This window comes from Modestobacter excelsi (genome assembly GCF_005930495.1).
In the GTDB taxonomy this organism is placed as follows: domain Bacteria; phylum Actinomycetota; class Actinomycetes; order Mycobacteriales; family Geodermatophilaceae; genus Modestobacter; species Modestobacter excelsi.
Map to the genome: position 1 here is coordinate 1 of NZ_SJEX01000095.1, position 18,025 is coordinate 18,025.

Sequence of the window (18,025 nt, forward strand, 5' to 3'; positions counted from 1 at the left end):
ACGCCGCCAGCGTTCGTCCTGAGCCAGGATCAAACTCTCCGTAGATGATTTGATCACAGCTGAGACCGAGAGTTGGCACTCTCGTTCAATCAACCAAAGGAACCCCACGAACCCCGAAGAATCCGCATATGGGGGTATAGATACTTGGCACTGACTTTCGGCACGCTGTTGAGTTCTCAAGGAGCGGACGCGCGGAGAACCAGACCCTGGAAGGTCGTCGTCCCCGGCGGCTTGGACCACGTTACGCCGTGCACGGCTCGCTGTCACACCCGGGGGTCTGACCTTGCGGCTCCCGGCCCTTTCGGCCCGGTCTCGCTCGGCGCAAAGAAGAAGTTACGCGGCCCCGGGGGGCTCGTCAAACCCGGGGGGCACCCAATCGCCTCTCTTCCGGTGCTCCTGCCCCTCTGTGGGGGTGAAACCGCAGGTCGCCAGGCGTCTGGGCCTTCGATGGTGCGACCCAGCTCACGTGACGGTGCGGTGTCCGGGCGCCTCATCCGTCTCAGGAGCCACAGATCGGGCCCGTCAGAGGCCGAGCAGGGACTCGATCCCGACGGTCAGGCCGGGGCGGTTGCCGATCTCCCGGACCGCGAGGAGGACCCCGGGCATGAAGGAGGCCCGGTCGTAGGAGTCGTGTCGCAGGGTCAGCGTCTCCCCCGCCGACCCCATGAGCACCTCCTGGTGCGCGACCAGGCCGGTGAGCCGGACGGCGTGCACCGGGATCCCCTCGACGTCTGCACCGCGGGCACCGGGGAGTGAGTCGGACTCCCGGGTGGCATCGGGCGCAGCCGGCACGCCGGCCGCACGACGAGCCGCGGCGACGAGCCGGGCGGTGCGGGCGGCCGTCCCGGACGGGGCATCGACCTTGGCCGGGTGGTGGAGCTCGACGATCTCCACGGAGGGGAAGAAGCGGGCCGCCTCGGCGGCGAAGCGCATGAGGAGCACGGCGCCGATCCCGAAGTTGGGGGCGATGAGCACGCCCACCTCGGGCTTGGGCCGGAGCCAGTCGGCGATCGTGGCCAGCCGCTGCTCGTCGAAGCCCGTCGTCCCCACGACGCAGTGGATGTTCTGGTCGATGCAGAAGCGGATGTTCTCCATGACCGAGTCCGGCCGGGTGAAGTCGACGACGACCTGCGCGCCGGCGTCGGCGACGTTGAACAGCCAGTCACGCTCGTCGACCATCGCGACCAGTTCCAGGTCCTCGGCCTCGTCGACGGCGCGGCAGACCTCGGTGCCCATCCGGCCCCGGGCACCCAGCACCCCGACCGAGATCAGCGGTGCTTCCCCGGAGGTCGGGGTGGGAGGGGCGTCGTCCGGCGAGGTCGTCACCCCGCGATGCTCACCAACAGGAGGTCGGGACGCAAGGCGGCCGTCTCCCCACCGGCAGCTCAGCCGGGCGTGCGGGTCCGCCGGGTGGCGACCAGCCGCCACAGCAGCAGGCCGACGACGACCCCGGCCGAGTCGGCGACGAAGTCACCGATCGAGGCGTCCCGGTCCACCAGGGGAGTCCCCTGCAGCAGCTCGCTGCCCGCGGCGTAGAGGACCAGCAGGGCAGCGAGCACGCTCTGGCCGACGCCGGCCCAGCGGCCGGTGGAGGCCAGCACCGCGAACAGCGAGAAGTGGACGACCTTGTCCACCCCCGGGGGGCTGGACGGCACGTCCCCCGGCGGCGCGAAGAGCACGGCCAACGAGACGAGCACGGCGACGGCGAAGGCCCCACGAGCCAGCGCGCCGTGCTCCCGGAGCGGACCGGTCACCGGCTCAGGCGAGCAGCCGGTCGAGGTCGCGGTCCTTGTAGGGACCCACGACGGCCAGACAGGTGGGACGGGTCAGCAGGTCGGCGGCGACCGCACGCACCTGTTCCTCGTCGACCCCGTCGAGCAGGTCGAGGACCTGCTGCACCGACAGGTACTCCCCGAAGGACAGCTCGCTCTTGCCGAGCCGGCTCATCCGGGACCCGGTGTCCTCCAACCCGAGGACCAGACCGCCCTTGAGCTGGCCCACCGCGCGGGCCACCTCCTCCGACGTCAGCCCGGAGGCGGCCACCGCGCCCAGCTCGGCGCGGACCAGCCGGAGCACCTCGGGCACGCGCTTGGGCGAGCAGCCGGCGTAGACCGAGAAGGTCCCGGTCCCGGCGTAGTGGGTGAGGGAGGACCCGACGCTGTAGACCAGGCCGCGCTTCTCCCGGACCTCCTGGAACAAGCGCGAGCTCATCCCGCCGCCGACCGCAGCGTCCAGGACGGCCGCTGCGTACCGGCGGTCGTCCAGGCGCCCCATCCCGAGGCTGCCCAGCAGCAGGTGGGTCTGCTCGGTGCGCCGGTGGATCAGTCCGGCGGGCCGGGCGGGCGCGGTCAGGACCGCATCGTCCCCCAGCCGCAGGGGGTCCGGTCGCGCTCCCCCGGTGAGCCGGTCCCCGAAGGCCGCGGTCACCAGGTCCAGCACCTGGGCGTGGTCGACCCGGCCGGCGGCCGAGACGACGATGGAGGGCACGGCGTACCGATCCCGGTACCAGCCGTCGACGTCGTCCCGGGTGAGGGACTCGATCGACTCGACCGTCCCCAGCACCGACCGCCCCAGCGGGGTGTCGCCGAACAGCGTCTCGGCGTGCAGGTCGTGCACGGCGTCGGCGGGCTCGTCGTCGCGCATGGCGATCTCCTCGAGCACCACCGTGCGTTCGGACTCCAGGTCCGGCGCCGTGTTCAGCGCGTCGGTGACCAGGTCACCGAGCATCGCCACCGCGAGCGGGAGGTCGCTGGCGAGCACGTTCGCGTAGTAGCAGGTGTGCTCCTTGGCGGTGAAGGCGTTCATCTCACCGCCGACGGCGTCCATCGCCGTGGCGATCTCCAGCGCCGTCCGGCTGCGCGTCCCCTTGAACAGCAGGTGCTCGAGGAAGTGCGAGGAACCGCCCAGCGCCGGGCTCTCGTCCCGGGAGCCGACGCCGACCCAGATGCCCAGGGTCGCCGAGAGGACCCCGGGCATGGTCTCGGTGAGCACCCGCAGGCCGCCGGGCAGCTCGGTGCGCTCCACCCGGCCACCGAACTCGTCGACGTCGAGCACCTCGGTCACCCCGGGCGCATTCGTACCGGCCGGGGCCGGGGCGGGCGCCGCAGCGCCCACCCCGGCCCCGGTCAGGTGGTCCGTCGTCGTGTCACGCCTCCACGGGAGCCGCGGCCTCGGCCGGGGCCGGGTCGGTCGCCGCAGCGGCGTCGCCCTCGACGACCGGCACCAGGCTGATCTTGCCCCGGGCGTCGATGTCGGTGATCTCGACCTGCAGCTTGTCGCCGACGTTGGCGACGTCCTCGACCTTGGCGATCCGCTTGCCGTTGCCCAGCTTGCTGATGTGCACCAGACCGTCCCGGCCCGGCAGCAGCGAGACGAACGCGCCGAACGCCGTCGTCTTCACCACGGTGCCGAGGAACCGCTCGCCGACCTTGGGCAGCGTCGGGTTCGCGATCGCGTTGATCCGGTCCACGGCCGCCTGGGCGGACGGGCCATCCGAGGCGCCGACGTAGATCGTGCCGTCGTCCTCGATGGTGATGTCGGCGCCGGTCTCGTCCTGGATCGCGTTGATCATCTGGCCCTTGGGGCCGATGACCGCGCCGATCTTGTCGACCGGGATGCGCACCGTGGTCACCCGCGGGGCGAAGGGGCTCATCTCGTCCGGGCCGTCGATCGCCTCGAGCATGACGTCGAGGATGTGCAGCCGGGCCGCACGGGCCTGGGTCAGCGCACCCGCGAGGACGTCGGAGGGGATGCCGTCGAGCTTCGTGTCCAGCTGGAGGGCCGTGACGAAGTCCTTGGTGCCGGCGACCTTGAAGTCCATGTCACCGAACGCGTCCTCGGCACCGAGGATGTCGGTCAGCGCGACGTACTGCGTCTGGCCGTCGACCTCGTCGGAGACCAGGCCCATGGCGATGCCGGCGACCGGCGCCTTCAGCGGCACACCGGCGTTGAGCAGGGCCAGCGTCGAGGCGCAGACCGAGCCCATCGAGGTGGAGCCGTTGGAGCCGAGGGCCTCGGAGACCTGACGGATGGCGTAGGGGAACTCCTCGCGGTCCGGCAGCACGGGCAGCAGCGCCCGCTCGGCCAGCGCGCCGTGGCCGATCTCGCGGCGCTTGGGCGAGCCCACCCGACCGGTCTCACCGGTGGAGTACGGCGGGAAGTTGTAGTTGTGCATGTAGCGCTTGCGGGTGATCGGGTTCAGCGTGTCCAGCTGCTGCTCCATGCGGAGCATGTTCAGCGTGGTGACGCCCATGATCTGGGTCTCGCCGCGCTCGAACAGCGCCGAGCCGTGCACCCGCGGCAGGACCTCGACCTCGGCCGACAGCGGCCGGATGTCGGTGAGGCCGCGGCCGTCGATGCGCACCTTGTCGCGCAGGATGCGCTGCCGGACGACCTTCTTGGTGACGGCGCGGAAGGCCCCGGAGACCTCCTTCTCGCGACCCTCGAACTGGCCGGCCAGCGCGGCCTTGACCTCGTCCTTGAGCGCGTCGGTGGCCTCCTCCCGCTCCTGCTTGCCGGCGATGGCCTGGGCCACGGCGAGCTTCTCCGACGCCTGGGCCTCGACCGCGGCGTAGACGTCGTCCTGGTAGTCCAGGAAGCGGGGGAAGTGCGCCTCGGGCTTGGCGGCCTTGCCGGCCAGCTCGCTCTGCGCCTGGCACAGCGCCTTGATGAACGGCTTGGCGGCCTCGAGGCCCTGGGCCACGACCTCCTCGGTCGGGGCGGTGGCCCCACCGGCGACCAGCTCGATGGTCTTCTCGGTGGCCTCGGCCTCGACCATCATGATCGCGACGTCACCGTCGGGCAGGACCCGGCCGGCCACGACCATGTCGAAGACGGCGTCCTCGAGCTCGGTGTGGGTCGGGAAGCCGACCCACTGGCCGTTGATCAGCGCCACCCGGGTGCCGCCGACCGGGCCGGAGAACGGCAGGCCGGAGAGCTGGGTGGAGGCCGAGGCGGCGTTGATGGCGAGCACGTCGTACACGTGGTCGGGGTCCAGCGACAGCACCGTGATGACGACCTGGACCTCGTTGCGCAGGCCCTTGGCGAAGGTCGGGCGCAACGGGCGGTCGATCAGCCGGCAGGTGAGGATCGCGTCCTCGGACGGCCGGCCCTCGCGGCGGAAGAACGAGCCGGGGATCTTGCCGATCGCGTACATGCGCTCTTCGACGTCGACCGTCAGCGGGAAGAAGTCGAACTGGTCCTTGGGCTGGCGGCCGGCCGTGGTGGCCGACAGCAGCGTGGTGTCGCCCATCGTGGCGACGACGGAGCCGGCCGCCTGCTTGGCGAGGCGGCCGGTCTCGAAGGTGACGGTGCGGGAGCCGAGGGCTCCGTTGTCGATCACCGCGGAGGCGGTGAAGACGCCGTCCTCGGCGTCGAAGTCGGTCTCTGTCGTGGGTGCGGACATCGTGTCCTCTTCCTACGTCGCATACGGCGACGTCCTCTTCGCGGCTCTGCGCCGGCGGTGTCCGGGGCGACCGGTTCTCGATCGAAGCCCTCGGGGGGCGCTCTCGCGGGGTCCTGCGCTCAGGCTCGCTGCGTCCCGGGGGCCACTACCGAGGACCGGCCCTCGCGGGGCGGCCGGCGGAGTGCCGGTGTGCCCGTGCGGCGGGTGCCGCACGAGAGAGGGGACCGTCCCGGTGGTGCCGGAGCGGTCCCCTCGGTGGTGCTAGCGGCGCAGGCCGAGCCGCTCGATGAGCGAGCGGTACCGGTTGATGTCGGTCTTGGCCAGGTAGTTCAGCAGCCGCCGCCGGCGGCCGACCAGCAGGAGCAGGCCCCGCCGGCTGTGGTGGTCGTGCTTGTGCTGCTTGAGGTGCTCGGTCAGGTCGCTGATCCGTCGGGTCAGCATCGCGACCTGCACCTCGGGGGAACCGGTGTCGTTCTCGACCGTCGCGTACTCGGTCATGATCTGCTTCTTCGTCGCGCTCTCCAGCGCCATGGTGCCTCCAGGGCAGGTCACGTGTGGCCCCCGGTCTGTGTCACGGGGGCAGCATGCACACACGTCGGTCTCCCGACGTCGGGGACAAGGTTACACAGGTGCGCGAACGCACTGTCGTGCCGAGTGGGGGCCGGAGGCTCCCGCGCAGGCGCGACGCAGCGGCTCAGCGTGACCGGGAACGGCAGCTGGCCGCGGTGCGATCCGCCAGGATCGCGATGTCACAGCCCCAACCCCAGGACGGCGCGGGTCCGGACGACGTCGTCGCCCATGGCCGCCAGCAGCTCCGGGACGCCGGAGAAGTTCAGCATCGGGCGCAGCCGCTCCACGAACTCCACCCCGACGTGCTCGCCGTAGAGGTCGCCGTCGAAGTCGAGGAGGTGCGCCTCCACCGTGCGCCGGGCACCGGAGAACGTCGGGTTGCTGCCGACCGAGATGGCCGCCGGGTGGCTGCTGCGGCTGGTGCCGTGGTGGTCGCGCAGCACGAGCCGGCCGGCGTAGACCCCGTCGGCCGGGACGGCGGTGTGCGCGGGGCTCTCCACGTTCGCCGTCGGGTAGCCCAGCTCGCGGCCGCGCCGGTCGCCGCGCACGACCACGCCGTCGACCCGGTGCGGGCGGCCCAGCGCGAGGGCCGCCGAGGCCATGTCCCCTGCCGCCACGCAGGCCCGGATGTAGGTCGAGGAGATGGTGACCTCGCCGTCCCCGGACGGGTCGGGCGCCGAGCCGACGACGGTCAGGTCGACCCCTTCCACCCCGAAGCCGAACCGGCGCCCGTCGGCGGCCAGCGTCTCCACGGTGCCGGCGGCCTTGTGCCCGTAGGTGAAGTTGCGCCCCACCACGACCTGCGCCGCGTACAGGTGCTCGACGAGCACGGTGTGGGTGAACTCCTCCGGGGTGAGCCGGCTGAACTCAGCAGTGAACGGCAGCACGCACATGCCGTCCACCCCGAGGGCGGCGACCAGCTCGGCCTTGCGGTCGGCCGAGGTGAGGATGGCCGGGTGCGAGCCGGGCCGGACGACCTCCGAGGGATGCGGGTCGAAGGTCATCAGCACCACCGGACGCCCCAGCGCCCGGGCCCGGGCGACCGCCGTGCTGATCAGGTGCTGGTGCCCGCGGTGGACGCCGTCGTACATGCCGATGGTGACCACCGTGCGTCCCAGATCGCTTGGGGTGTCCCCCAGCCCGCGCCAGCGCAGCACGCCGTTCGTCTCCCCCCGGTCGCCTGGTCGGCGGCTCAGGAGGCGGGCGCGACGCGGTGCAGCCAGCCGTGGGTGTCGGCCACCCGGCCGTGCTGGACGTCGAGCAGGTGCGCGCGCAGCTGCATGGTCAGCGGGCCCGGCTCGCCGTTGCCGACGGTGAAGTCGCCCGTCCGGGCCTTGACCTCCCCGACCGGCGTGATCACCGCGGCGGTGCCGCAGGCGAAGGTCTCGGTGACCGTGCCGTCGGCCACGCCGGCCCGCCACTCCTCGACGCTGAACCTCCGCTCGGTGACGGTGTGCCCCAGCTCGCGGGCCACGGTGATCAGCGACTCCCGGGTGATGCCGGGCAGCAGGGTGCCGGTGAGCTCCGGGGTGACGAGCTCGGCGTCGGCGCCCGAGCCGAGGACGAAGAACAGGTTCATCCCACCCATCTCCTCGACGTACCGCTTCTCCACCGCGTCGAGCCAGACGACCTGGTCGCAGCCGGCGGCGATGGCCTGCTCCTGGGCCAGCAGGCTGGCGGCGTAGTTGCCGGCGCACTTCACGTCGCCGGTGCCGCCGGGAGCGGCCCGGATGTAGTCCTCGGAGAGGTAGACCGACACCGGGTGCACGCCGCGGGGGAAGTAGGCGCCGGCGGGGCTGGCGATGACGATGAACAGGTACTCGTGCGCGGGGCGGACACCGAGGAACGGCTCGATCGCCAGCATGTAGGGCCGGATGTAGAGCGTCTGGTCCAGGCCGCTGGGCACCCAGTCGCGGTCGGTGTCGACCAGGGCGTCGACCGCGGTGATGAAGGCCTGCTCGGGCACCTGCGGCATGGCCAGCCGGGCGGCGCTGCGGGCGAAGCGGGCGGCGTTGGACTCCGGCCGGAAGGTGGCGACGCTGCCGTCGGGCTGGGCGTATGCCTTGAGGCCCTCGAAGATCGACTGCGCGTAGTGCAGCGCGGCCGCGCTCGGGTCCATCTGCAGCGGGGCGTAGGGCGTCAGCCGGGCGTCGACCCAGCCCTCCCCGACCCGGTGCCGGGCCACGAACATCGAGTCGGTGAAGTACCGGCCGAAACCCGGGTCCTCCAGCTGCTGGGCACGCTCGGTGGCGGAGCGGCGCGGCACGTCCTCCACGACCAGCGGCACGCCCTCGGTGAACTCCCGGGAGGAGGTACGGCTGGGGCTGAGCGTGTCGGTCATGGCTCCCACCTGCTGGTGCTCGTGCTCGAGCGGCCCGGCGGTTGCCCGGCCCGCACCGCCACCCTAGACCGGCCCGTCCACGGTCAGGCACGAGCGGGGCGGTGCACGGACGCGGGACCGGCCGCACACCCCGCCTCCCCGCCCAGCCTGCGGGGATGGAGCCCGACGGGAACGTGCTGGCCCGAGCCGGGTGGGAGCCGGTGCGCTGGACCGGGCACGACGTGCGCACCGAGGTGGTGCTGCTGCACGGCCACCGGGTCTCCTGCCGGATCGGCGGGACGTCGGGGCCGGTGCTGCTCCTGCTGCACGGCCTGCTCGGGTCCGGGGCGAGCTCCGGTCCGGCGCTGGACGAGCTGGCGCGCACCCACCGGCGCACGGCGAGACGCTGCACGCACGGCTGCCGGGCAGCACGCTGGTGGTCTTCGACCGGGCCGGGCACTTCCCGCAGGTGGAGGACCCGGGCCGGTTCGCCGGCGTCGTCGGGGAGTTCGTCCGCACGACGACGGCGCCACCGGCGGCCCGCGACGCCGCCTGGGCGGCGGCGCTGCGGGCCGGCTCGGTTCAGCTCCCCTTGGGTGCGGCGGACTCCACGACGTCGTAGCTCCACAGGTGGGTCTGCGACCGCTCGGCGGCCGGGGCGAGGGTGTCGCCGCCGCCGGAGTGGGCGCGGTCGAAGTCCTGCCCGTCCTGCCAGGCCTGGTAGGCCTCCTCGTTCTCCCAGCGGGTGTAGACGAGGTAGGAGTCGGTGCCCTCGACCGGGCGGAGCAGCTCGAACCACTCGAAGCCCGGGGTGGTCTCCACGGCACCGGCCCGGCCCTTGAAGCGCTCCTCGAAGCGGGCCCGCTTGTCCTCCGGCACGGTCACGACGTTGATCTTGACGACGCTCATGCCCGCATCCTGCCCAACTCCGGCGGGGCCGACACGGCGCGTGGGCGAGACTGGTGCCCGTGACCGATCAGCCCCGCACCGCCGAGCTGGGCTTCGCCCGGCTGGACGTGGACCGTGCCGCCCGCACCGGGACCCCCGAGGTCGTCTTCGCCGGCGGCAAGACCCCGGCCGAGACGGTCGGCTGCCTGGCCGGCCTCCTGGACGCCGGGCTGTCGCTGGCCTGGGCGACCCGGGTCGATCCCGAGACCGCCGCCGCGGTCCTCGACCGGTGGCCCGACGCGCACGTCGACCCGGTCGCCCGGGTGGCGTGGGTGGGCACTCCCCCAGCGCCGGTCGGTGAGGTGCTGGTGCTCACCGCCGGGACGTCGGACGGCGCGGTCGCCGCCGAGGTCGCCGCGACGCTGACCGCGAGCGGGGTCGGCTGCCGGCGGGTGGACGACGTCGGGGTGGCCGGCGTCCACCGGGTGCTGGCGGTGGCGCCGGACCTCGCCGCGGCCGACGCGGTCGTCGTCGTGGCCGGCATGGACGGCGCGCTGCCCAGCGTCGTCGCCGGGCTGACCGACCGGCTGGTGGTCGCCGTGCCGACGTCGGTCGGCTACGGCGCCGCGTTCGAGGGGCTCGCCGCACTGCTGACCATGCTCACCGCCTGCGCCCCGGGCGTGCTGGTGGTCAACATCGACAACGGGTTCGGCGCCGGGGTGGCGGCGGCCCGGATCGCCCGGTCGGCTCAGCGGTAGCGGACGGGATCGGGCAGCAGCTCGTTCATCGCGCCCGACCGGAAGCCGCGGGGGTCCAGCTCCACCCGGGCGAAGCCGTCGACGGCGGCCAGCAGCTCCGGGCCCACGGCGGGGACCAGGGTGGCGTCCACCTCCACCCGGGCGACGTCCTCACCCATGTCCCGGACCCGGAGGTCGCGCACCGCCAGCCCGGCGTCGGCGAGCGCCGCGCGGAGCGCGAGCTCGGCCGCCTCGACCCGGGCCAGCCGGGCCGCCGACACGGGCACCCCGTAGGCGATCCGGCTGGCCAGGCACGCGGCGGCCGGCTTGTCGGCCAGCGGCAGGTCCCAGCGCCGGGCGGCTGCCCGGACGTCGTCCTTGGTCATCCCGGCCCGGGCCAGCGGCGCCCAGGCGCCGCGCTCGGCCGCCGCCCGGATGCCGGGGCGGAACCCGGCGCGCAGGTCGTCGGCGTTGGTGCCGGTGACGACGTCGGCGATGCCGAGCTCGGCGGCCAGCGGGGTGAGCACGTCGACCAGCTCGGCCTTGCAGAACGCGCAGCGGTCGCCGGCGTTGGCCACGTAGCCGGGCCGGGACAGCTCGTCGGTGGCCGGCTGCTCGTGCCGGACACCCAGGCCGACCGCGAACGCGTGCGCCGCGGCGCGCTCGGCGGCCGGCAGGCTGGGCGAGACGGCGGTCGCGGCCACCACCCGGTCCGCGCCCAGGGCGCGCACCGCAGCGGCGAGCACGACCCCGGAGTCCACGCCGCCGGAGAACGCGACCAGCACACCGGGCACGGCGGACAGCTCGGCGTCCAGCACGGCGAGGCGATCGTCGAGGCTCACCTGCGCGAGGGTGCCACCCGGCTCAGCGCGGCGGGAAGCCGACGGTGACCCGGGCCACCGCACCGGCGTCCTCCACCAGCGCGACCAGCCGGCCGTCGGGGGCGAGTGCGGCGTGCAGGCCGGGGGCGCCGGTGGCCGGCACCCGCCGGCCGTGGCCGACGGCGACCGCCTCTCCGGCGTCGAGCTCCCGCGTGGGGAAGACGGCACGGGCGGCGTCGGCGAGCCCGAGCACGCCGGCTCCGGAACCGGGGCCGGCCAGGGCCGCGGCGGCGTCCTCGACCGGCCGGGCCTGCGCGATCGCGAAGGGGCCCGAGGACGTGCGGCGCAGCGCGGTCAGGTGCCCTCCGACGCCGAGCGCGGCACCGACGTCCCGGGCGATGGCACGGATGTAGGTGCCGGTGCTGCAGGCGACCGTGACGTCGACGTCGACCAGGTCGGGGCCGGGCCGGGTGATGCGGTGGACGTCGATGCGGTGCACGGTCACCGACCGGGCCGCCAGCTCGAACTCCTCGCCGGCGCGGACCCGGTCGTAGGAGCGCCGGCCGTCGACCTTGACCGCGCTGACCGACGACGGCACCTGCTGCAGCGCGCCGACCTGGGTGGCCAGCGCGGCGCGGACGTCGTCCTCGCCGACGCCCGCGGCCGACGTCGTCGCGGTGACCTCGCCCTCGGCGTCGTCGGTGACCGTCGACTGCCCCAGCCGGACCGTGGCGTCGTAGGTCTTGTCCGAGCCGGAGAGGTGCCCGAGCAGCCGGGTGGCGGCGCCGACGCCCAGCACGAGCAGGCCGGTGGCCATCGGGTCGAGGGTGCCGGCGTGCCCGACCTTGCGCACCGACAGCACCCGGCGGGCGACGGCGACCACGTCGTGCGAGGTCATCCCGGCCGGCTTGTCGACGAGCAGCAGGGACGGCGGGACGTCGGCATCGGGCTTCCTGCTCACGAACTCACCGTCTCACCCAGCCACGCGCTCCCCCCGACCCGGGCGCCCACCGCGACCAGCCGCAGGACGACGAACAGGGTGAGCCCGGTCCAGACGCCAGGCAGCCCCCAGTCCAGCCACCCCGACAGCAGCGACAGCGGCAGGAAGCCCAGCAGTGCCGAGGCGAGGGTCACGGTGCGCAGGTACGCCGCGTCCCCCGCGCCCATCAGCACGCCGTCCAGGGCGAACACCACCCCCGCCAGGGGCTGCATCAGCGCGAGGAACCACCAGACGACGTCGGCCTGGGCCAGCACCGCCGGGTCGTCGGTGAACAGCGGCGGCACCACCGGCCGCAGCGCCAGCAGCAGGACGGCGACGACGACCCCGGTGCCCAGCCCCCAGCGGACGACCCGGGCGGCGGTGTGCCGGGCATCGCCGGGCCGGCCGGCGCCCAGGGCCGTGCCGACGAGCGTCTGGGCGGCGATCGCGTAGGCGTCCAGCACCAGGGCGAGGAAGAGCCACAGCTGGAGCGCCACCTGGTGCGCGCCGAGCTCGGCCGTGCCGGACCGGGCGACGACCGCGGCGGCCGCGGCGAACGCCAGCTGCAGCACGGCGGCGCGCACCAGCAGGTCGCGGCCGAGCACCAGCTGCGCCTTCAGCGCGGGCGGCCGGGGCCGCCAGGAGACCCCGGAGCCGGCCAGCTCCCGGGCCAGCGCCCGGACGAACAGCGCCGCGGCGATCCCCTGGCCGGCCAGGTTGGCCAGCGCGGAGCCGACCAGGCCCAGCCCGACCGGGTGCACCAGCAGCGGGCACAGCACGACCCCCGCCCCGCTGCCGGCGAGCACGTAGCCCATCGGCCGGCGGAGTTCCTGGACCCCGCGCAGCCAGCCGTTGCCGGCGAGGGCGACCAGGAGCAGCGGCAGGCCCGGGCTGGCGACCCGCAACCACTGCTCGCCGGCGTCGGCGACCGGCCCGGCGCCCCCGGCGAGCAACCGGGTGAGCGGACCGGCCAGCAGCTGGAACAGCAGCGCCAGTGCGACGCCGAGGGCGAGGGCCAGCCAGGTCGCCTGCACGCCCTCCGCGACCGCGCCGGCCCGGTCACCGGCGCCGGTGCGGCGCGCGGCCCGGGCCGTGGTGCCGTAGGCGAGGAAGTTCAGCAGCGCCGCGACGTAGGCGAGCAGTCCGCCCCCGACGGCGAGGCCGCCCAGCGCGACGCCGTCGAGGTGGCCCACCACCGCGGTGTCGACCAGCAGGTAGAGCGGCTCGGCGGCCAGCACGACGAGCGCGGGCGCCGCCAGCGCCGGGATGGACGGCTCGGGGCCGCGCCGCCGTCGCGAGGACGGCAGGGTCACGACGGGCGCGCGGCCCGCACCTGGGCGCGGAGCTGCTCGAGCGTCCCCTCGAGGTCCAGGTACGAGGTGTAGCCGGCTGCCGCGCGGTGCCCGCCGCCACCCAGCGCCATCGCGACGCGGGTGAGGTCGGTGGCGCCGCGGGACCGCAGCGAGACGACCGACGTGCCGTCGTCCTGCCCCTTGACCACGCAGGCGACGTCGGCCTCGGCGGTCGCCCGGACGACGTCCACGAGCGCCTCGAGCTGGTCGGGGGCCAGCCCGTGCGCCCGCGCCTCGGCCGCGGTCGAGCAGGTCCAGACCAGCCCGGCCCCGACGTCGGGTTCGAGGACCGCGCGGCCGGTGACCGCGGACAGCAGCCCCAGCCAGCCGAACGGTGCAGTGTCGAAGAGCCGGCGGCTGATGGCCGCGTGGTCGATCCCGGTGCGGAGCAGCCGGGCGGCCAGCTCGTGGGTGCCGGGGGACGTGTTGCCGAACCGGAAGGACCCGGTGTCCGCGGTCAGCCCGGCGTACAGGCAGGTGGCCAGGCGCTGGTCCAGCGGGACGTCGAGGCCCTCGAGCAGCGCGGCGACCAGCACCACGGTGGCGGCCGCCGCCGGGTCGACCAGCTGCACCTCGCCGAAGCCGGGGTTGCTCGCGTGGTGGTCGACGACCACCGACCGGCCGGCGGTGCCCACCAGCGCGGCCAGGCCGCCCAACCGGCCGGGGGACGCGGCGTCGAGGCTGACGAAGACGTCGACCTCGGCCGGAACCTGGGCCGGCGGGACCAGCTCGTCGGCGCCGGGCAGCCAGCCCAGCGACTCGGGCAGCACGAAAGGCTCCGGGAAGGTCGTCACCACCCGGGCACCGCGACGACGCAGGCCCTCCGCCAGCGCCAGGGCGCTGCCCAGGGCGTCGGCGTCGGGCTGCACGTGCCCGGACAGGACGACGGTCGCCCCGTCGTCCGCCGCCCGGGCGAGCACCTCGACCGCGGCCGCGGTCGAGGTGCCCGAGGTGGCCGGGGCGCTCACGGGGTGCCGTCGGGCCCCGGATCAGCGACCGGGGAGGCGTTCGACTCCTCCTCGACCCGGCCACCTCCCACCGGGTACGTGGAGCCGTCGTCGGGCTCGTCGGCGGCGATGCTCCCGGTGGTGCCGATGTCGCCGCGCTTGCCACCGGCGGTCGGGTCACCGTCCGCCGGCTCCTGACGTCCACCGAGGGTGGTGCCCTCCGGGACGGCAGCCGGGTCCACCGGGTCCGGGTCGACGGCCTCGGTCACGACGCGCTCCGCTGGGCGGCGGAGGGCCGGCCGTCGGAGAAGTCGTCGGTCCGCCCGGACAGGTCCTCGACGGACTCGTCGTCGGTCCGGGCGACCAGGTCGTCCTCGTCCTCGTCGTCGTCCTCGATGACCGCGGGCTTGCGGTACGGGTCGGCGTCGCCGGCGTACTGCGCCCCCTCGCGGGCCCGGGCGAGCTCGGCGTCGGCGTGCCGGACGCGCTCCAGCGCCTCCTCGAGCTCACGGGCGGTGTCGGGGACGATGTCGGCGACGAAGGTCAGCGAGGGCACGAACTTGATGCCGGTCTGCTTCCCCACCGTCGAGCGCAGCACGCCGGTGGCGCTCGCCAGCGCCCGGGCGGAGTCCTCCACCTGGGTGGCGTCGCCGTAGACCGTGTAGAACACCGTCGCCTCGCGCAGGTCGCTGGTGACGCGGGCGTCGGTGACGGTGACCATCCCGAGGCGGGGGTCCTTGATCTGCATCTCGATCGTGGCGCTGACGATCTGGCGGATGCGCACCGCCAGTCGCCGTGCCCGGGCCGGGTCGGCCATCTCGGGACTCCTCAGGTGAGTGGATGGAACGGCCCCCTCGCAAGGGCCCCGACGCGAGCTTGCGAGCGTCGGGGGGCGAGGGGGTCCTTAATCGGTGTCGCTGAAGAGCTGACGGTGCGTCGACAGCAGCGTCACCTCCGGCCGTTCGGCCAGCAACCGCTCACAGGCGTCCAGGACGTCGGTCACCTGGCCGGCCTGACCCGCGACGGCGGCGACCCCGACCTGCACGCGGCGGTGCAGGTCGGGGTCGCCGACCTCGGCAGCGGCCACGGTGAAGCGGCGCCGCAGCTCGGCCACGATCGGCTTCACCACGGCGCGCTTCTCCTTGAGCGAGTGCACGTCCCCCAGCAGCAGGTCGGCGGTGAGCGTGCCCGTGAATATGAGGACCCTCCTGCCCCCCGCCCCTGCAGGAGGGCCGAGGACCTCACCTGCAGGGGCCATGTCGCCTACGTCAGCTACGCGGCTTCTCACGCAGCTCGAAGGTCTGGATCACGTCGTCGATCTTGATGTCGTTGAACGACCCGAGACCGATGCCGCACTCGTAGCCCTCCCGGACCTCGGTCGCGTCGTCCTTGAAGCGGCGCAGCGACTCGACGGTCAGGTTGTCCGCGACCACAGCGCCGTCCCGGACGAGCCGGGCCTTGGAGTTGCGGACGATCGTGCCGCTGCGCACCAGCGAACCGGCGACGTTGCCGATCTTCGGGACACGGAAGACCTCGCGGACCTCCGCGGTGCCCAGCTGCACCTCTTCGTACTCGGGCTTGAGCATGCCCTTGAGCGCGGACTCGATCTCCTCGATGGCCTGGTAGATGACCGTGTAGTACCGGACGTCCACCCCCTCGCGGGCAGCCAGCTCGGTCGCCTGGCCCTCGGCCCGGACGTTGAAGCCCAGGACGATGACGTCGTCGGCCAGCGCCAGGTCGATGTCGCTCTTGGTGATCCCGCCGACGCCGCGGTGGATGACCCGCAGCGAGATGTCGTCGCTCACCTCGATCTTCATCAGCGCCTCTTCGAGCGCCTCGACGGTGCCCGAGTTGTCGCCCTTGATGATCAGGTTGAGCTGACGGGTCTCCTTGAGCGCCGCGTCCAGGTCCTCCAGGCTGATCCGCTTGCGCATCGACGCGTTCTGCGCGTTGCGGATGCGGGCCTGGCGGCGGTCGGCGATCTGCCGGGCGATCCGGTCCTCCTCGACGACGAGGAAGGTGTCACCGGCGCGCGGCACGGAGGTCAGGCCGACGACCTGGACCGGACGGGCCGGCAGGGCCTCCTTGAGCTTGTTGCCGTGCTCGTCGAGCAGCGACCGGACGCGACCGTAGGCGTCGCCGGCCACGATCGAGTCGCCCTGGCGCAGCGTGCCGCGCTGGACCAGCACCGTGGCGACGGGGCCCCGGCCCTTGTCCAGCTTGCCCTCGATGACCACACCCTGCGGGTCCTGGCCCACGTTGGCGCGCAGGTCCAGCGAGGCGTCGGCGGTGAGCAGGATCGCCGCGAGCAGGTCGTCGAGACCCTGGCGGGTGGTCGCGGAGACGTCGACGAACATCGTGTCGCCGCCGTACTCCTCGGCCACCAGCCCGTACTCGGTGAGCTGCTGGCGGATCTTGGCGGGGTTGGCCCCCTCCTTGTCGATCTTGTTCACCGCGACCACGATCGGCACCTCGGCGGCCTGGGCGTGGTTGAGCGCCTCGACCGTCTGCGGCATGACGCCGTCGTCGGCGGCCACGACCAGGACGACGATGTCGGTGACCTTCGCGCCACGGGCACGCATCGCGGTGAACGACTCGTGACCCGGGGTGTCGATGAAGGTGACCGGGCGCTCGTTGCCCTCGAGCTCGGTGACGATCTGGTAGGCACCGATGTGCTGGGTGATCCCACCGGCCTCCTTGCCCGCCACGTTGGCGTGCCGGAGCGCGTCGAGGAGCTTGGTCTTCCCGTGGTCGACGTGACCCATGACGGTCACGACCGGCGGACGGATGTCCCAGTCGTCCTCGTCGTCGCTCTCCGCGTCGCCGAAGGTGAGGTCGAAGGTGTCGAGGAGCTCGCGGTCCTCGTCCTCGGGGCTGACGACCTGGATGACCCAGCCGATCTCGGCGCCGAGCAGCTGCAGCGTCTCGTCGTTCACCGACTGCGTCGCCGTGATCATCTCGCCCAGGTGGAACAGGGCGGTGACCAGGGCGGCCGGCTCGGCGTTGATCCGCTCGGCCAGGTCGGTCAGCGAGGCGCCACGGGGCAGCCGGACGGTCTGCCCGTTGCCGCGGGGCAGGCTGACGCCGCCCATCGACGGCGCCGCCATGGAGTCGAACTCCTGACGCCGCTGCTTCTTGCTCTTGCGCCCGCGGACCGGACCGCGACCACCCGGACGCCCGAAGGCACCCGCGGTGCCGGCACCCGAGCCACCGCGCCCACGGCCACGGCCACCGCCGCCACCGCCGCCGGGCCGGAAGCCACCCGCCGGAGCACCGCCGCCGCCACCGGGACCACCGGGACCGCCGCCACCGGGACGGAAGCCACCGCCGCCGCCAGCGCCGGGACCACCCGGACGACCACGGCCACCGGCACCTGCACCGGCACCCGGACCGCCGGGACGACCGGCCGGGCGCGGCGGCATCATGCCGGGGCTCGGCCGCTGCGGCATCATGCCCGGGTTGGGCCGGGGCCCACCGGGACCTGCGGCCGGACGCGGTCCACCCGGACCGGACGCCGGACGCGGACCAGCGGCACCGGGGCCGGGACGCGGGCCGGCCGGGCCGGGCCGCGGGCCGCCGGGACCAGCGGCCTGGCCGGGGGCCCCGCCGGGACGCGGACCGGCAGCGGCCGGACGCGGCGCACTGCTGAAGGGGTTGTTGCCCGGCCGCGGGGCCGGACGGGGACCCGGGCGCGGGCCCGGGGCCGGACGTGCGCCACCGGGGGTGGCACCGCCCTGACCGGGGACGCCGGAGGGCGCACCGCCGGGCGTACCACCCGGACGGGGACCCGGCGCGGCCGGGCGTGCTGCCGGCTGCGCGGGCGCGGCCGGGGTCTGCTGCACCGGCTCCGGCTGGACCGGGGCCTGCGGGGCAGGGGTGCTGGCCGCCGGCCGCGGCGCGGGCCGCGGGCCGGGACGCGGACCAGGTGCCGAGGTCGCCGGAGCTGCCGTGGCGGGAGCCGAGGCAGCGGGCGCCTGCGGGGCCGGGGCAGCGGGCGCCTGCGGGGC

Annotated in this window: 18 protein-coding genes; 2 read left to right on the forward strand and 16 right to left on the reverse strand. The window is 74.2% G+C overall.

What is annotated here, in order from left to right; translation table 11 throughout:
- Positions 1-522: 522 nt before the first annotated feature.
- The 7 genes from dapB to FHL80_RS22075 all read right to left on the reverse strand — a co-directional run bounded on the left by dapB (position 523) and on the right by FHL80_RS22075 (position 8,315).
- The gene (gene dapB, locus FHL80_RS22045) at positions 523-1,326 is read right to left on the reverse strand and encodes a 4-hydroxy-tetrahydrodipicolinate reductase (protein ID WP_216870958.1); all 804 of its coding nucleotides are present in this window, start codon (positions 1,324-1,326) and stop codon (positions 523-525) included.
- A 59-nt stretch (positions 1,327-1,385) separates the two neighbouring features.
- Positions 1,386-1,754, reverse strand: coding sequence for a VanZ family protein (locus FHL80_RS22050; RefSeq protein WP_138735486.1), 369 nt, complete (start codon positions 1,752-1,754; stop codon positions 1,386-1,388).
- Positions 1,755-1,758: 4 nt separating this feature from the next.
- Positions 1,759-3,063, reverse strand: coding sequence for a M16 family metallopeptidase (locus FHL80_RS22055; protein ID WP_246078873.1), 1,305 nt, complete (start codon positions 3,061-3,063; stop codon positions 1,759-1,761).
- Between the two features lie 82 nt (positions 3,064-3,145).
- Positions 3,146-5,404 carry a polyribonucleotide nucleotidyltransferase gene (locus tag FHL80_RS22060; protein WP_138735487.1) on the reverse strand — a complete coding sequence of 753 codons (2,259 nt, stop codon included), beginning with the start codon at positions 5,402-5,404 and terminating at the stop codon, positions 3,146-3,148.
- Positions 5,405-5,665: 261 nt separating this feature from the next.
- A complete protein-coding gene (rpsO, locus tag FHL80_RS22065) occupies positions 5,666-5,935 on the reverse strand; it encodes a 30S ribosomal protein S15 (RefSeq protein WP_014742314.1) in 270 nt (89 codons plus the stop codon).
- A gap of 218 nt (positions 5,936-6,153) precedes the next feature.
- Entirely contained in the window at positions 6,154-7,131 is a 978-nt protein-coding gene (locus FHL80_RS22070; RefSeq protein WP_138735488.1) for a bifunctional riboflavin kinase/FAD synthetase, read from the reverse strand.
- A gap of 35 nt (positions 7,132-7,166) precedes the next feature.
- Positions 7,167-8,315, reverse strand: a complete 1,149-nt coding sequence (locus tag FHL80_RS22075) for a branched-chain amino acid aminotransferase (RefSeq protein ID WP_216870960.1) — start codon at positions 8,313-8,315, stop codon at positions 7,167-7,169.
- 415 nt (positions 8,316-8,730) lie between these two features.
- Here FHL80_RS22075 and FHL80_RS22080 point away from each other — a divergent pair, with 415 nt between their 5' ends.
- Positions 8,731-8,916 carry a hypothetical protein gene (locus tag FHL80_RS22080; RefSeq protein ID WP_138735489.1) on the forward strand — a complete coding sequence of 62 codons (186 nt, stop codon included), beginning with the start codon at positions 8,731-8,733 and terminating at the stop codon, positions 8,914-8,916.
- On the opposite strand, the gene FHL80_RS22085 is transcribed toward FHL80_RS22080, so the two are convergent.
- Positions 8,877-9,203, reverse strand: coding sequence for an antibiotic biosynthesis monooxygenase family protein (locus tag FHL80_RS22085; RefSeq protein WP_138735490.1), 327 nt, complete (start codon positions 9,201-9,203; stop codon positions 8,877-8,879). The two genes, FHL80_RS22080 and FHL80_RS22085, sit on opposite strands and share 40 nt — an antisense overlap.
- Positions 9,204-9,262: 59 nt before the next feature.
- On the opposite strand from FHL80_RS22085, the gene larB reads away from it, so the two are divergent.
- The gene (larB, locus tag FHL80_RS22090) at positions 9,263-9,940 is read left to right on the forward strand and encodes a nickel pincer cofactor biosynthesis protein LarB (RefSeq protein WP_138735491.1); all 678 of its coding nucleotides are present in this window, start codon (positions 9,263-9,265) and stop codon (positions 9,938-9,940) included.
- Here larB and larE read toward each other — a convergent pair.
- The 8 genes from larE to infB all read right to left on the reverse strand — a co-directional run bounded on the left by larE (position 9,931) and on the right by infB (position 17,125).
- Entirely contained in the window at positions 9,931-10,761 is an 831-nt protein-coding gene (larE, locus tag FHL80_RS22095; protein WP_138735492.1) for an ATP-dependent sacrificial sulfur transferase LarE, read from the reverse strand. The genes larB and larE overlap by 10 nt on opposite strands.
- Positions 10,762-10,783: 22 nt before the next feature.
- On the reverse strand, positions 10,784-11,701 hold the full coding sequence (truB, locus tag FHL80_RS22100; RefSeq protein ID WP_138735493.1) for a tRNA pseudouridine(55) synthase TruB: 918 nt from the start codon (positions 11,699-11,701) through the stop codon (positions 10,784-10,786).
- A complete protein-coding gene (locus tag FHL80_RS22105; protein ID WP_138735494.1) occupies positions 11,698-13,032 on the reverse strand; it encodes an MATE family efflux transporter in 1,335 nt (444 codons plus the stop codon). Before FHL80_RS22105 ends, truB begins: the two co-directional genes overlap by 4 nt.
- A complete protein-coding gene (locus tag FHL80_RS22110; RefSeq protein WP_138735495.1) occupies positions 13,029-14,039 on the reverse strand; it encodes a DHH family phosphoesterase in 1,011 nt (336 codons plus the stop codon). Before FHL80_RS22110 ends, FHL80_RS22105 begins: the two co-directional genes overlap by 4 nt.
- Positions 14,036-14,287: a hypothetical protein gene (locus FHL80_RS22115; protein ID WP_138735496.1), complete on the reverse strand. Its 252-nt coding sequence runs from the start codon at positions 14,285-14,287 to the stop codon at positions 14,036-14,038. The genes FHL80_RS22110 and FHL80_RS22115 overlap by 4 nt, the downstream gene beginning before the upstream one ends.
- Positions 14,284-14,835, reverse strand: coding sequence for a 30S ribosome-binding factor RbfA (gene rbfA / locus FHL80_RS22120; RefSeq protein ID WP_138735497.1), 552 nt, complete (start codon positions 14,833-14,835; stop codon positions 14,284-14,286). Before rbfA ends, FHL80_RS22115 begins: the two co-directional genes overlap by 4 nt.
- A gap of 87 nt (positions 14,836-14,922) precedes the next feature.
- On the reverse strand, positions 14,923-15,276 hold the full coding sequence (locus FHL80_RS22125) for a DUF503 domain-containing protein (protein ID WP_246078875.1): 354 nt from the start codon (positions 15,274-15,276) through the stop codon (positions 14,923-14,925).
- A 10-nt stretch (positions 15,277-15,286) separates the two neighbouring features.
- A complete protein-coding gene (gene infB / locus FHL80_RS22130) occupies positions 15,287-17,125 on the reverse strand; it encodes a translation initiation factor IF-2 (protein WP_246078876.1) in 1,839 nt (612 codons plus the stop codon).
- Positions 17,126-18,025: the final 900 nt, after the last annotated feature.